The organism is Undibacterium sp. Rencai35W (genome assembly GCF_049340185.1).
Taxonomy (GTDB): Bacteria; Pseudomonadota; Gammaproteobacteria; order Burkholderiales; family Burkholderiaceae_D; genus Undibacterium.
In genome coordinates this window covers 1-15,013 of record NZ_JBMPPC010000001.1, presented here as the reverse complement: position 1 = coordinate 15,013, position 15,013 = coordinate 1, and the positions used below count along the sequence as shown (strand labels likewise).

At 49.5% G+C, this 15,013-nt stretch carries 11 protein-coding genes and 2 riboswitches; of the genes, 6 read left to right on the top strand and 5 right to left on the bottom strand.

Annotation, left to right across the window (positions count from 1 at the left end):
* Positions 1 to 30 precede the first annotated feature (30 nt).
* A riboswitch (glycine riboswitch) is annotated at positions 31 to 154 on the bottom strand.
* Positions 155 to 164: 10 nt separating this feature from the next.
* A riboswitch (glycine riboswitch) is annotated at positions 165 to 263 on the bottom strand.
* 449 nt (positions 264 to 712) lie between these two features.
* Positions 713 to 2,062, bottom strand: a complete 1,350-nt coding sequence (locus ACO0K3_RS00055; protein WP_422980767.1) for a DUF2799 domain-containing protein — start codon at positions 2,060 to 2,062, stop codon at positions 713 to 715.
* Positions 2,063 to 2,272: 210 nt separating this feature from the next.
* Between ACO0K3_RS00055 and ACO0K3_RS00050 the strand changes: the two genes are divergently transcribed.
* The 3 genes from ACO0K3_RS00050 (at position 2,273) to ACO0K3_RS00040 (ending at position 6,863) form a co-directional block, all read left to right on the top strand.
* Complete coding sequence (locus ACO0K3_RS00050; RefSeq protein ID WP_422980765.1) at positions 2,273 to 4,093, top strand: DUF885 domain-containing protein; 1,821 nt, start codon at positions 2,273 to 2,275, stop codon at positions 4,091 to 4,093.
* A 455-nt stretch (positions 4,094 to 4,548) separates the two neighbouring features.
* Complete coding sequence (locus ACO0K3_RS00045; RefSeq protein WP_422980763.1) at positions 4,549 to 6,354, top strand: ABC transporter transmembrane domain-containing protein; 1,806 nt, start codon at positions 4,549 to 4,551, stop codon at positions 6,352 to 6,354.
* A gap of 134 nt (positions 6,355 to 6,488) precedes the next feature.
* Positions 6,489 to 6,863 (top strand): VOC family protein, encoded by a 375-nt coding sequence (locus ACO0K3_RS00040; protein ID WP_422980761.1) that lies wholly within the window; start codon positions 6,489 to 6,491, stop codon positions 6,861 to 6,863.
* A gap of 178 nt (positions 6,864 to 7,041) precedes the next feature.
* Here the strand turns inward: ACO0K3_RS00040 and ACO0K3_RS00035 are convergent, their stop codons facing one another.
* Positions 7,042 to 7,626 carry a TetR/AcrR family transcriptional regulator gene (locus ACO0K3_RS00035; protein ID WP_422980759.1) on the bottom strand — a complete coding sequence of 195 codons (585 nt, stop codon included), beginning with the start codon at positions 7,624 to 7,626 and terminating at the stop codon, positions 7,042 to 7,044.
* A 228-nt stretch (positions 7,627 to 7,854) separates the two neighbouring features.
* Between ACO0K3_RS00035 and ACO0K3_RS00030 the strand changes: the two genes are divergently transcribed.
* Positions 7,855 to 8,703, top strand: coding sequence for an SDR family NAD(P)-dependent oxidoreductase (locus tag ACO0K3_RS00030; protein WP_422980757.1), 849 nt, complete (start codon positions 7,855 to 7,857; stop codon positions 8,701 to 8,703).
* Positions 8,704 to 8,801: 98 nt separating this feature from the next.
* Complete coding sequence (locus ACO0K3_RS00025) at positions 8,802 to 10,037, top strand: MFS transporter (protein WP_422980755.1); 1,236 nt, start codon at positions 8,802 to 8,804, stop codon at positions 10,035 to 10,037.
* A 213-nt stretch (positions 10,038 to 10,250) separates the two neighbouring features.
* Here ACO0K3_RS00025 and ACO0K3_RS00020 read toward each other — a convergent pair whose 3' ends face one another.
* Positions 10,251 to 11,417, bottom strand: a complete 1,167-nt coding sequence (locus ACO0K3_RS00020) for an NAD(P)H-dependent flavin oxidoreductase (protein ID WP_422980753.1) — start codon at positions 11,415 to 11,417, stop codon at positions 10,251 to 10,253.
* 316 nt (positions 11,418 to 11,733) lie between these two features.
* On the opposite strand from ACO0K3_RS00020, the gene ACO0K3_RS00015 reads away from it, so the two are divergent.
* Positions 11,734 to 13,302: a transglycosylase SLT domain-containing protein gene (locus ACO0K3_RS00015; RefSeq protein ID WP_422980751.1), complete on the top strand. Its 1,569-nt coding sequence runs from the start codon at positions 11,734 to 11,736 to the stop codon at positions 13,300 to 13,302.
* A gap of 172 nt (positions 13,303 to 13,474) precedes the next feature.
* On the opposite strand, the gene ACO0K3_RS00010 is transcribed toward ACO0K3_RS00015, so the two are convergent.
* Both ACO0K3_RS00010 and ACO0K3_RS00005 read right to left on the bottom strand, forming a co-directional pair.
* On the bottom strand, positions 13,475 to 14,728 hold the full coding sequence (locus tag ACO0K3_RS00010) for a hypothetical protein (protein ID WP_422980749.1): 1,254 nt from the start codon (positions 14,726 to 14,728) through the stop codon (positions 13,475 to 13,477).
* Positions 14,729 to 14,884: 156 nt separating this feature from the next.
* Positions 14,885 to 15,013: ExbD/TolR family protein (locus ACO0K3_RS00005; protein ID WP_422956290.1), on the bottom strand; the 129-nt coding region annotated here is incomplete at its 5' end.

The window sequence follows — 15,013 nt, the reverse complement described above, 5'->3', positions numbered from 1 at the left end:
GAGCTACAGCTCATCGCATGCGATCACATCGCAGACCCCTCTGTCCTGATACCTGAGAGATTACGGATTGACCTTGCGGCCCATCCGTGCGCACCTTCGGTGGATAGTTCGGCGTGATACCAACATGCCGCTATCGCTCTCCAGAGTTTGGGGTGTTTCTACAGCCCCGTTGATCAGTCCTTTTGCCTGAGAGTTTTTGGGTGTTAGCCCCTTCGGCGGTAACCATGGCTCGTTCGCTGGTCACGCTCTCCTGATCAAGTAGCGCGATTATAAGGGCTTCGCCTCTTAATGTGAACTTTAGCGGGCTAAATATTTGTGTCAGTCCGGTTTAAAAACGAATCCGCATATTCCATGCGGCTTTACAGACATAAATGACTTAAAAGGCGCATGGAATATGCGGATTCGTTTCTAGAAATGCCTGACAACTCTTGCTCAGACGCATTGCGTGGCTTTATTGCAAAAACGTAAAACACACCCTAAAGGAAGATTATTGCACCGCTGTTGACGATCAAACCTGACGCTATACCAGCGTTACAGCCAAAGGGCTTCTAGCAGTTTTTTGCGGGACTGTTTATTTATTGATTGTTTGATTATTTATTTGACTGAGTGTTCGATCGATCAACAATCTTCCATCGACATAATGAAACAACCCATCGCGATGGACTGCCGGTTTAATCCGATAATTTAAGTCCGCTTATTTAATCACGCTTATTTAATCACGATATATATCACGCTTAATCTGCTGCATTTGCTGGCTATAACGGAACTCCCAGCTACGTAAATCCTCCATGCGGTGCGCAGTTCCCTGCAAAAACTCACGCAACTCCTGACGCTCCCGCTCACGTTTGCGGTCATTGTTCGCGGTATCGTTATTGGTCACACGATTTTTGTCATCCTGATCGCGCCGGATCTCCCGCTCAATCCGATCTAGCCGACGGGCGGCGTCGCTACGGCGATCGTTCAATGACGCCAGATCCATGTTGATGTTACTGAGTTTTCTGGCGATGTCCTCATAATCCTGCCCGGCGCTCCAGGCGCGTCGCGCTCTGTTTTGCTGATTCGCCTGACAGACTTCGATTGCCATACGGTGATTGCTGCGACCAAAAGCAAAAGCATTATCAGGACTGCAATAGACAGCATTTTGCGCAAACCACGCCTGATTATAGGTGTCACGCGTTTGCGGAATGACAAACACATTATTGCGACGGGCAGCACTCATGCGGTCTTCGAGCTGATTGGGCTGACCAAAACCGTCGGTGTTGCCAGCCTCACGCCAGTACTGGATTAATCGCTGCTCCCACTGCTGCTGGTATTCGGTCTCACTGAATTTCAAGCCTCTGGCCTTGGCATCCGCGCGACGGGTTATCACATCCCGTCCCTCGGTTGCATCACTCCAGCCCAGACGACGCCAGTATTCGATGATCTCTTTATTCCAGGCTTCTTTGTAGGCATCTTCACGCACCAACACACCGTCTGTCTGTGCCGCCTGCGCACGATGTTTCAGCTCAGTGTCTGGCACCCCGTCATGCGCGTCCTGAAAACCGATTTGTGTCCAGTAGGCATAATTACCGGCACGCCAGCCTTGCTGATAACTGGTTTGATTAAAACCGATCGCTTGTCCGCTGACTGCCCTGAGTTGTTCATCTTTTGACGAATGACCTGCCTTGCCATCTGTGTCGCCAATACCGTACCAATAATCGGCATTGCCTCGCACCCAACCCCGCTGATACGCATCGGGATTTGGTGGCGTATGGTTTTTAACGATAATCTCGGTTTTTAATTGCCGCTCATAGTTGGATACCGCAAGTGCACTGACGCCATCCCGCGCACCGACTTCTTCCCAAAAATGCTGATTACCCTGTTGCCAGCCAGCCTGATACTGTCCCGCTGATTCCAGCTTAATCTTGTCACCATCAACCGCGGCACAAAATTGGCGACGCTCATCAAAGCGCGGATCGAAACCCTGTGCGCCGTCTTTATTACCGATGAAATTCCAGTCACCTACCTTGCAATCCTGCCTCTGATTCATGGTCGTCTGACATCCGGCCAGAGGCAGCAGCATAACGGCTGCGAAAAGAGCCTTGCGACTTATTGTGAGCATAGAGGGGCTTTAATGTGGTGGAGGTGTTACCTCAACGTTTGCGTTGCCGGTTTTGTTGACCGGGCAGTTTATTTGTTTTGACAAAAGATGTAGTCAATTCGCAAATTTTTTGCTTTTACAGAAACAATTCTGACTATAATTATTTTTTCACTTCGATCAAGGAAAAACAATATGGCGCGGTTCTTTAAATGGACTGGGCGTGCACTACTCGTGCTACTGCTCATCCTCGCAGTCGGTTTTATTCATGTCTGGTATTTCAAGCCACTTAAAGCCGATTGGTTCTACGCGCGTGTCATGGCACGGTTTGCCTTAGATCAGCCAGAGATGTTATCGGGTATGCGTGTTTTGCCGGACTGGCTGGATTTTTATAGCGATAAACTCAATGATGCATCTTCAGCCGCTGAGCAAAAGTTAGCTGACGACGTCAAAGCAAATTTGCAGACTTTACGACGCTATGATCGTGCTTCGTTTGATCGCGACGGTCAGTTATCGTTTGATACCCTCGAATACTATTTACGCATCCAGGATGAAGGTGATCGATATCGTTATCTCGATTTTCCGGTCAATCAGCTCTTCGGCATACAGTCAAGTTTGCCCAACTTCATGAACGATGTACATCAGGTTACCTCGGTTAGCGAGGCTAAGAACTACATTGCACGGCTAAATCATTTCGAAAAAACTTTTGATCAGGTATTAGAGGGTCTGAAGCTGCGTGAGAGTAAAAATGCAATTCCCCCACAGTTTACGGTCGAAAAAGTGCTTGAGCAAATGCAAGGTTTTGTCGGTAAACCGGCTAAAGATAATCCACTATATCTTGGTCTTAAAGAGAAGCTAGGAAAAGTACCTGCTGGTCAAATTGATGCCGCCACGCGTACCAACTTGTTAGCGCAAGCAGAGACAGCGATCCAAACTAAGGTATACCCTGCTTACGGCAAATTGATCCAATACTTCATCGCACTAAAACCTAAAGCGCAGGGTAATTTTGGTGCCTGGCATTTACCTGATGGCGATGCCTATTACGCATGGACAATCCGAAAGCACACCACCACCGATATGACGCCGCAGCAAGTCCATGAACTTGGCTTGGCCGAAGTTGCTAATGTCAGCGCACAAATGGACGCTATATTAAAAAGCAAGGGCTTGATAGAGGGATCTGTAGGTGCACGAATCTTAAAATTGGCAGCGGATCCTGAACAGCAGTATCCGAATACTGCCGAAGGCAAGCAAGCCATGCTGAAAGGCTATCAAACGATACTCGACGAAGTGAATAAGGGTTTAGGAAATGCCTTTGACATACGCCCAAAACTCGGTGTTGAAGTTAAAGCGGTACCAAAATTTGCCGAAGCAACGGCCCCAGGAGCTTACTATGACCCGGGTGCATTTGATGGCACAAGACCCGGATTGTTTTTTGCCAATATGCGAGATACCACAGAGACTCCCAAATTTGGCATGCGCACACTGGCATATCATGAGGGCATACCTGGCCACCATTTCCAACAGTCGATCGCGCAAGAAATGGAAGATGTTCCTTTCTTCCGCCGAATTATTCCCTTCACTGCTTATGTCGAGGGCTGGGCGCTTTATGCGGAGCGACTTGCATGGGAAATGGGTTTTGAAAAAGATGCCATGGACAATCTGGGTCGCCTCCAGGCAGAGATGATGCGTTCAGTACGCCTGGTCGTAGATACAGGTATCCATTACAAACACTGGACACGTGAGCAAGCGATTGATTACATGACAGAGAACACTGGCATGGCAATCAAAGATGTCACCGCCGAAATCGAGCGTTACATGGTCGATCCGGGTCAGGCACTGGCGTACAAAGTCGGTATGCTAAAAATCCTCGCCCTGCGCGAAAAAGCCAAGCTCGCGCTCGGTGACAAATTCGATCTCAAACAATTTCACAACGAGGTACTGACCCACGGCGCCCTGCCGTTAGTGGTGCTGGAACGTGTGATTGATGACTGGATTGCGAAGCGTAAAAAAGCGTAAGCAGTGACATCAACTCTCGCTGATAGTTTCTGACAGGTCAAAAATGAGGCTCACTGAGAAGTGCGCCTCATTTTTTGTGATGTCATATGGCCTAGCGCTAACGAATTCATGCGTCACAAGCGTGCCATTACCGCACCTATACTAAGGGGATGTATATTTTAAAGGCGCTTTAAAATAATCGGATACAGCCGTATTTATTCATATACTCCCCATATTATCCCCATAAACACTATATAAAAAATATAAGAGAGTCACGCTCAAAGCGAAAACAACGTTCTCAGCAACCCGCACCAAGGCATTCTTGTTTCGACCGACTCCATCCCCATATACATGCTTCGTATTATTTCCTAATGTGTCCGGTTCGCTCCAACGCAGGAGAAAGCTGACACAATACCGCTACTCTCAACTAGTTCAGCCATTTCCGCCATTTCCATCACCTCTCACCTGAAGCGACTATGACCGCCCCTTCCAATACTGACAATACTGACGCTGCGTCCAAAAGTAGTCTGGCGACACTCAAAGGTTTAATTCCGTTTTTGCTTCCTTATCGTCGTCAGTTTTTTTTGGCAGGGATTGCGCTGATCATTGCAGCGAGTGCGACGCTGGCGATTCCATATGCGTTCCGGCAGATGATCGATCTGGGGTTTAGTACGACCGGAGCGCAAAGCATCAAGCATGTGGATCTGACTTTTCTGGCCTTATTTGGTGTGGCATGTATACTAGGTGTCGCAACGGCGGCGCGCTTTTACATGGTGTCTTGGTTAGGCGAACGGGTGACGGCGGATATTCGCAATGCGGTGTATTCGCATGTGGTGACGCAGAGTCCGGAGTTTTTTGAAACGACGCAGACAGGAGAAGTACTATCGCGTCTGACGACAGACACAACGCTGATTCAGTCGGTGGTGGGCACCAGTATTTCGATGGCCTTGCGTAATATTCTCTTGTTCATCGGTGGTCTGGCGATGTTATTTGTGACCAGTCCGAAGCTGGCCTCCATCATCATCGTCACGCTGGCGGCAACCATCCTGCCCATCGTCTTGTTCGGTCGTAAAGTCCGCAAGCTGTCACGCGACTCGCAGGACCGGATTGCGGATGCATCTGCCGTTGCAGGTGAAATCTTGAATGCCATGCCAACGGTGCAAGCCTTCACCCATGAACATATCGAAGCGCAGCGTTTTTCAGGTTCGGTTGAAAGCGCCTTCGCTACGGCGATGCGTCGTATCCGTGCGCGTTCTCTGCTGACGATGCTGGCGATTTTGCTGGTGTTTGGTGCGATTGTATTTGTGTTGTGGCTAGGCGCGCATGCCGTGATGGACGGCAGCATGAGTGGCGGCGAACTTGGTCAATTCATTTTGTATGCCTCGATTGTGGCAGGTGCAGTGGGAGCGCTGTCCGAAGTATTGGGAGAGGCGCAACGTGCTGCCGGCGCAACAGAACGCCTGCTGGAATTGATGTCGCTCGAATCACCGATACAATCGCCAGCAACCGCACTGCCACTGCCGGTTCTGACAACGAATGGCGCGGCATTATCACTATCGGATGTAGTATTTCATTATCCTTCGCGCCCGAATATGGCATCTATCGGTCATATGTCGCTAGACATCGCTCCAGGTGAAACAGTCGCCGTGGTCGGTTCGTCCGGCGCTGGCAAAACTACCTTATTCCAGTTGCTGTTGCGCTTTTATGATCCGCAGCAAGGCAGTATCAAACTCGATGGCATTGAACTACGTCAGCTAGATCTACATGCGCTGCGCAATGCGATCGGTATCGTGCCGCAGGATACGGTTATTTTTTCTGCGAACGCGATGGAGAACATTCGCTACGGTAAAGCCGATGCCACTGATGCAGAGGTAATTGCCGCCGCCAAAATGGCCGCAGCACATGAGTTCATCGAGCGCCTGCCGGAAGGCTATCAATCCTTTTTGGGTGAGCGCGGCGTACGCCTGTCCGGCGGTCAACGTCAACGAATTGCGATTGCACGAGCCTTGCTGAAAAATCCGCCATTACTATTACTCGATGAAGCAACCAGCGCGCTGGACGCGGAATCAGAACGACTGGTGCAGGGTGCACTCGAGGTCGCAATGAAAGGTCGCACGACCCTGATCATTGCTCACCGTCTGGCAACCGTACTGCGCGCCGACCGCATCATCGTGATGGAGCACGGTCACATCGTCGAAACTGGCACACACACCTCGCTGGTGGCACAGGGCGGCATTTATGCCAAGCTCGCCTCACTCCAATTTAATACGATGCTGGAGTAATCCGGCACGCTCCTTGTGGCAGAATAACTCGCTTAAGTTCGGGTCTGAATTAAGATTTACATTCAAGACTGAATTAGGACCTAAGTTAGCACCTGTTTTGGCACCTATTAATCATCAACCACAAGGAGACAATCATGATCGGTTACGTCACGCTAGGCACCAATCACTTTGAACGTGCAGCACAATTCTATGACAGCTTGCTCGGTGTTATCGGCGCAAAGCGCTATATGGAATCGGATCAATTCATCGCCTGGGCAGTCAGCCCGACGCAACCGTCGCTAGGGATAATTAAGCCGTATGACGGTAACGCTGCGACGGTCGGCAATGGCGTAATGGTGGCTCTTATCGTGGACAGTCCAGCCAAAGTAGATGCGCTGTACAACAAAGCCATTGAACTCGGTGGCAAAGACGAAGGCCCCGCTGGTCCACGTGGTGGTGGCGGATTCTATGCGGGTTATTTCCGCGACCTGGATGGAAATAAGCTCAACGTATTTTGCATGGGTGGCTGAGGGACCGGGATTGATTCCAGTTTAATTTGTACGATCACCTCATCTCACTCACTCAACCACAACGCTGTCTTCATGCAATGATGGCAGCGATTTTTTTGAGCTTGATTTCTCTGCCATATCTCACGAACTACCGCACAGACATCGGTCGATTATCGCCCGACTACCGTTATTCATTCACTCATGGTTCCGCTGCTGTCCGCCTGTTGATTGATGAGGCTACTGCCTGCAAAATATCCTCAGACAATTGAGGGTCATCTACCGCTCTCGACAATACCAAGGCACCGACCATACTGGCAAACGTTGCTAGTGCTTTATCCTGCTTTGCCGCCTTCGACTTACCGGGCAATACTTTGCTCAATATGCCGACCAGTCCGCGCACACCTTCAGTGACACTGGTGCGAACTGAGGAATTTTGTCTGGCGATATCGGCGCCAAGAGCGGCAATTGCACAGCCACGGCCAGGATGATCTCTGTGCTTGGCAGTCAGATAGAATGACGTGATAGTTTCCAGCGGATGATCGGGATGCTTTTCAACCATGGCCTGCCAATGCTCGACAGAGCGCTCCAGAGTTCTTGCGCAACTTTGCGCAACCAGGTCATCTTTGGAAACGAAGTGTCCGTAAAAGCCACCATGGGTCAGCCCCGCACTCTTCATTAAATCGGCGACACCGATACCGTCAAAACCTTTTTCGCGGAATAACTGCGCAGCAACATCAAGGATGCGCTCGCGGTTTTCTGCTGCCTGTTCTCTGCTGACTCTCATTGTAAGCCTCAATTATTTTGCACTTAATTCTTGACATTATAGATTATGGTCGTAATATATTCAATCATGATGATCATCATTTATAAATAAAGGTAATTGCATGTCAACTGCGCGTGGATTGAAACAAGTTCCGTGAAAGAGAAAGGCAATTACTGACGCCCAATAATGTTCAACCACACCCAACAGCACCAAAGCCTGCCAACCTCTTAAAAGCACACGGAGTAAAGAATGACACAAGCACAATTCAATAGCGATGCGCCCCGAGCCACCCTCGGCACAGCCTTGATTACCGGGGCCTCTTCTGGCATCGGCGCCACGTATGCAGACCGTCTGGCACATCGCGGTTACGATCTAATACTGGTGGCACGCGACCAAGTGCGCCTGGACGAACTGGCCGACAAACTCCGCACAAAGACTGGCACCAAAATCAGCGTCTTGCGCGCCGACCTGACGAACAAGGCTGATCTGGCGCTTGTCGAACATCAACTCACCAGCGACACGAGTATCACCATGCTGGTCAATAACGCAGGTATCGCCGCCAACGGTCCGCTGGCGGGGGCGAATTTGAATCAGATCGAGGGTATGATCAAACTCAATGTGCTGGCCCTCACACGACTGGCCAGCATCGCCTCGACTGAATTCGTCGCCCGCCAGCAAGGCAAGCTGATCAATATCGCCTCCGTCGTGGCATTAGCGCCAGAGATGTTTAATGCCAGTTACAGCGCAACGAAAGCCTATGTACTCAGTCTGACGCAAACCTTGCATCACGAAATCAGCAAATACGGCGTACAAGTACAAGCTGTATTGCCCGGCATCACCCGCACCGAGATATGGGAGCGCAGCGGTATAGATGCCGCGAATCTGCCCGCGGCAATGATCATGGAAGTCGATGAACTGGTCGATGCCGCCTTAGCAGGACTGGACGACGGTGAGCTGATCACGATCCCCTCCCTGCCCGATACCGCGGACTGGACGAACTTCATTGCCGCCCGCGCGAAGCTAGGGCCCAATTTATCGCGTCAGCATGCCGCGCCGCGCTACCAGCGTGTAGCGGCGTCCCGATCATTCCGAACATAGGAACACCAGATGCGGCGGAGCGGATTAATAACGAATGATTGAGACCTAAGTCCTGCTGCGCGCACCACATTCCACATCCAATAACAAAGGACATAATCATGACAACTGCAACTGAGAATGCAGCAAATACCGGCAATAAAGCCATGGCAGTCTGGCTGGTATTGCTCGCTGCCGCCGGGACTTTTTCACTCACAATGGGAACCCGGCAAACCATGGGCTTATTTCTCAGTCCCTTAAATACCGCGACAGGATTAGGGATAGGCAGCATCAGTCTGGCGTTTGCGTTCGGCCAGTTATGCTGGGGTCTGACGCAGCCATTTGCCGGTGCGATGGCCGATAAAATTGGTGCTGGCCGTGTACTGCTGACAGGTATTTTGCTGGTCGCGACGGGGACATTTATCACGCCAATGATGACTACAACCGCAGGATTGATTTTCAGTATCGGCATCTTGTCTGCCGGCGGCGCTGGCATGGCGGGACCGGCAGTGTTGATGGCTACAGCAAACCGTCTGATCCCTGCACATCAGCGTGGCATGGCGACTGGCATCATCAATGCGGGCGGTTCTTTCGGACAGTTTTTAATGGCACCGCTAGCGGGTGCGCTGATGCTGAGTTATGGCTGGGGCAATGCAATGCAGGTGCTGGCAGTGATCGTCCTGCTTGCACTGCCAGCCGCTTTTTTATTGCGTGGTAATTCGCTGCAGATGAATGCAGCATCGGGGATCGCGCCGATATCTACCTTGGATGCGATACGCGGTGCGCTGCGCAATCCGAGCTATCTGATGCTAAGCGCGGGCTTCTTTGTGTGCGGGTTTCATGTCGCTTTTCTGGCGACGCATTTACCTGGGGTAATTGCTTCTTGCGGCTTACCAGCACAGTTCGGCGCATGGTCGTTAGCGATGCTGGGTTTATTCAATATCGTCGGTAGCGTAAGTATGGGCTGGGCGGTCGGACGCTGGCGTATGAAATCGCTCTTGTCAGCCTTGTATGCAACACGCGCTCTCGCTGTACTTCTTTTTTTGATGACGCCAAAAACAGGAACCGTGATGCTGGTCTTCGCCGCGATCATGGGGTTGACGTTTTTATCTACCGTGCCACCAACGGCAGGTCTGGTCGCCAAATTTTTTGGCCCGGCAAACATGGCAACTCTGTTTGGCATCGTGATGCTCACGCATCAGATAGGTGGCTTCCTTGGCGTATGGTTAGGCGGCAAAGTATTTGACGCCACCGGTAACTATAATTTGATGTGGTACATCGATATCATGCTGGCAGCTGGTGCGGCTCTGTTGCATTTGCCTATTAAAGAAAAAAAGCTGAGACCTGCAATGGCTTGATTTTGATTCAATCAACTAAATAGATTCAATAAAAAATCCGGTGTTGTACTTTCCGGATTTATATTATTAAAACATGATCCTGACATTGATTAAAAATATACTCTACCTGAGTATATTTTTAATAACCAATCAAATAAAGCGAGTTAGGCACTATTTTATCAACAGATATAGGGGGTATAGGTAATACACCTTCATCCCAAGCACGCACTCAGATCAGCATGAGGTCATTTCAACAGGGCGTTGACCAGTCAAAAAATATTGCATCAATTCAGACACTGAGCGTATCGCAGTACCGAACGGCAAAGGCTCTGAGCCGCGAAAAAACAATCCGCGCTTCACATCGCCCTTGAGTGCGAACGACAATTGTGTGTCGATACAAAATTGCCCTGCCTTGCTTAAGCCATCTCGCAAGCCGCATTGCTGGAGGCAATCGAAAGCCATCAGGCATTTTTTCTGTTTCGCCTTATCCTGGAGTTTCTGCTCTTTTTCAAGATACGTGGCGAGCCATGGCGTTTTGACAGCTCGCGCAGGTAGCCCAGCAACACTCATGAAGGTGACGATATCTTCCGGCCTGGCTTCGACCAGCGTTTTCTTAAAGTTCACATGCGCGTCACCTTCTTCCGTCACGGCAAAGGCCGTACCGAACTGTACGGCGCTTGCCCCTTGCGATAGCAGCTCGCGTACCTTGTCATGGCTATTGACACCACCGGCGGCGATCAATGGAATATTTTCTTTCTCCAGTCCCAGCTCTCTGAAAAGTTCACGGGTACCCGACAAAACACCGGCCATTTCAAAACGCGCATCGCTGATATCCTCTGCCCGTGGCGCACCGAGATGACCACCGGCATAGCGCGGGTGCTCAATCACAATCGCATCGGGTAAGCGACCTTTGCGCATCCACTTTTTCATGAGCAGGGAAATCCCACGGACATCCGACAAAATGGGAATCAAGGCGACTTTGGGGAAATCGATGGTGATTTCCGGCAAATCCATCGGTAAGCCAGCGCCGACGACGACAGCATGCGCACCGCTGGCGCAAGATTGCCTGACGTAATTTGCATACTCAGATACGGCACGCATCACATTGACGGCAATTGCACCCGCTTCACCGGCAAGTGCTTTTGCTGCCTGGATTTCACGGTCGAGTGCGATCAGGTTCACCTTGTTGATCAGGTCCTTGTCCTTGCTGTTACCGGTTTGCGCCATCAAATCGTCATGGTGACGACGCAGATCCACACTGGAAATTGTCCCCATTCCACCAAGACTGGCGACGGTTCCCGCCAGTTGATGTGCGGAGACACCAATCCCCATCCCCCCCTGTACGACGGGCAATAGAAACTTTTCTCTCAATTGAAATAAAGGGAGTGAACTGATGAGCACAATTTTTCCTTATTAAATAGGACTTGCAAGGCCGTATCGCCGGCATCTTGCTTAGTAACTTCCAGCACAATTTGCATTACATGCGAAGGCCGGACAACCAATGACTTCGCAGAGTAAGTCCTTTAAACATCATCAGATTTGATGTGGATTAAAGATTATTCTGATTGTGTCTGAGTCGCTTCAGTTAAGCCCTCTCGCACAGCAATTATCTTGTAACAAGAATGACATTTTTCTTGACGCTGTAATTGGCACTTGCGTACACTCTCACGATCCCCTAAAAACCGTCGATCATGATCGATTAGACAATACACCGCCTATGAAACGTAACCGACAATCTCTCTCCTCCCTTTTTTCTCCGGCAATTTCTTCTGTTCTGACATCCACATTCGTCTTGTGTTTATCGTCAGCCGCCTATGCAGAAGAACGCGACGTCGCCACATCAATCAGTACTCCAGAATCGAGCGTCAGTCTGATCCAGACCGCTCCGGCAGCCAGCACGGTGGCGGTTGAACTTCCACTGAATACGATCGTACAAGAAACGGATTTGTGGAATCGCATCCGTAGTGGCTACGCGATACCGGATCTGGACAACCAGCTCGTCAGCAACCAGTTGACTTGGTATAGTACGCGTACTGATTACATCCAGCGCACGGTACAACGCGGTTCGCGTTATTTGTTTCATGTGGTCGAGGAATTAGAAAAACGCGGGATGCCAACGGAACTGGCTTTGCTGCCATTTATTGAGTCCGCTTTTAACCCGCAAGCTATCTCGACTGCGAAAGCATCAGGCATGTGGCAATTCATGGCGGCAACCGGGCGCGACTTCAACCTGAAACAAAATATGTTCAAGGATGATCGGCGCGGCGTATTGGACTCAACCGATGCGGCACTGACATATCTGGAGCGTCTGCACGGTATGTTTGGCGACTGGCAATTAGCGCTGGCTGCTTACAACTGGGGCGAGGGCTCTGTGCAGCGTGCCATCAAGAAGCAGCAAGCGATGGGTCTGCCAATCGATTTTGAGAGCCTGTCTGCCCTCATGCCAAATGAAACAAAAAACTACCTTCCCAAGCTGCAGGCAGTCAAAAATATCATTGGTCATCCCGAGCAATTTGGCATTGAATTGCCGAAACTGGACAATCAGCCCTACTTCGTCTCAGTAGAAAAAACTCGTGATATTGACGTCCGCGTGGCAGCGCAATTGGCAGAAATGTCAGTCGGTGATTTCACTGCACTGAATCCGCAATTCAATCGCCCTGTGATTACAGGGGGTAGCAATACCAAGATCTTGTTACCGACTGATAACGCGATGGTTTTCAGGGATAACCTGAGTAAATGGAATGGCCCTCTCTCCTCCTGGGCAACCCATACCGTAGGAAAAACAGAACGTATCGAATCTCTGGCGAGCCGATTAGGCTTAAAACCGGAAGTGTTGCGTGAGGTAAATTTAATCCCGGCAAAGATGTTGGTCAAAGCAGGCTCAACCCTGCTCGTCCCGAAATCAAGCAAAACACCTGATCAGGATATTTCTCTCGAAATCGCAGAAAAAGCGCAGTTGATTATTGAGAAGACGCCATCTACCCGACAAGTCAATATCAAAGTCGGCAAACGCGACAATCTGAATTCCATTGCCAGACATTATCGTGTCAGCGTAGCGGATGTGAAAAGCTGGAATAATTTGAAGCGGGATACGCTGACAGCAGGACAAGCATTACAAATTCATGTGCCTGTTCAGCAAGCAAGAGCAAAAAATTCCCGTGTTATCGTTGCACAAAATAATCGCAGTAACCGCAACGGTAAAGTAATGAGCCAAGCGTCTAAAATCCATACTTCGACAACAAAGATTGCTCTGGCAAAAGCAAAGCCTGGCAAAAAACATAGTTAGGACTTCCGCTGCGCTGCAAATGCTGTAAAGTATTTCTAATGATGTAAATAAAAAAGGCACAAAATGTGCCTTTTTTATTTACGCCTTGCTTATTTTACTTGCGAGCTGCTTATTGGCTATTCGCACAATATTTGTAAGCATCGGTTTACTAGCCGATGCTCAACTCATACGATTACTTACCCGATTGATTCGCGTAGATGATCCAGTAACGCGCCAGATCGGCAGTGCCGTCGGTGCCCTGAACTGTTTTCAATACTTTGATGGCGTTAGCTTTTTTACCTGCTTCGATCAAAGCTATGCCTTGCAACAGCTTGGCGTCGTCAGCACGCTTCAGCTCACCTTTAGCAATACCTTGCTCAATCATTTTCAAGCCTTTATCAGCTTGACCAGCAGTCACGTAGCCATAGCCGAGATTCACCAGGCCTGTGCCGTCTTTGCTTTGATTGGCTTCTGCTTCATTCGCAGCTGCGCTGGCTTTGCTTTCTGCCAGATTTTTGTTCGCCAGATCGCGTAAACGCTTATGACGCTCCGCTTCAGTACCAGCACCTAAGGCACCTGCTTTGTAACCTTGTTCAATAATCTTGATTGCCTCTGCCGGATAACCAGCTTGCAAAGACAATTGAGACATTTCCATGAAATCGTTCGTACGGGTAATCTGACCTAATGCGAATTTCAGGCGATACAAATTCAGTGACAAACGCTCGGAGTAGCCAGGCTTGCTCTGAATACGGCCCAGCAAATCAATCCAGTAATCTTTCTTCGGATAGTAGGTCAGCAGTTTTTCGATCGCAGCAACATAAGTTGCTTTATCGTTTTGTTTCAGCGCAGCATTGGCGTATAACTGCAAACTTGTTTCACTTGGAGCACGGCCAGACTTCTCTTCAGCAGCCAGATCCGAACGAACTTCTTTCATCGTGCCAGAATAGTCACCACTCATGTACATCGATTGAATCAGGAAAGGACGCATCGCAGGATCACTACCGCCGTCAGTGTAGTAACGCTTTACCCATTGTGTCGTTTTGGCGTAATTACCCGCTTTGTAATAAGCAGATGCCAAACCTTGTACATATTTCAGTTGTTCACCAGCAGGTAATTTGTTCGCAGAAATAATGGCTTCATAAGAACGAATCACCGTGTCGTTATCACCAGCAGCACTCGCAATAGCGGCGCGCATGCGTTCAATGGTGAAATTTTCGTTCACGGTTTTACCGCTTACGCTATCCGTCTCGTGAATTTTTGCCAGAGCATCTTTGTATTTTTTGGCCTTAAATAATTCACCAGCAGCTTGCACTACCTTACCGATTTCCGGACGCATTGCTTCCTGAGCATAGGCTGTATTTCCAGCGATAGTTGTCAACTCAGGTACAGCACAGAATCCAATCGCAGCAAGTAATACAGCGAGACGTGACAATCGTAGTTGCTTCATGTTTTGATCTCTCAATCAATAAAAATCAATAAATATAATGAATGTGGACGTTACAGCATTTTGAATATGAAAAAAGGCAGGAGTAACCCTGCCAATTTTGAATAATACCTTAGTTTTTGCGCTTGAAACAGCAAGAAGCCAAGTAATTGAAAACTACTACTTCAAGAACTGCTCATTACCGACCATACCGATCTTAGTGACGCCAAGACGCTGAGCCGTTGCCATCACATGAGCCACCGACTTGTACGCCACCAGCTTGTTGGGCCGCAGATGCACTTCCGGCTG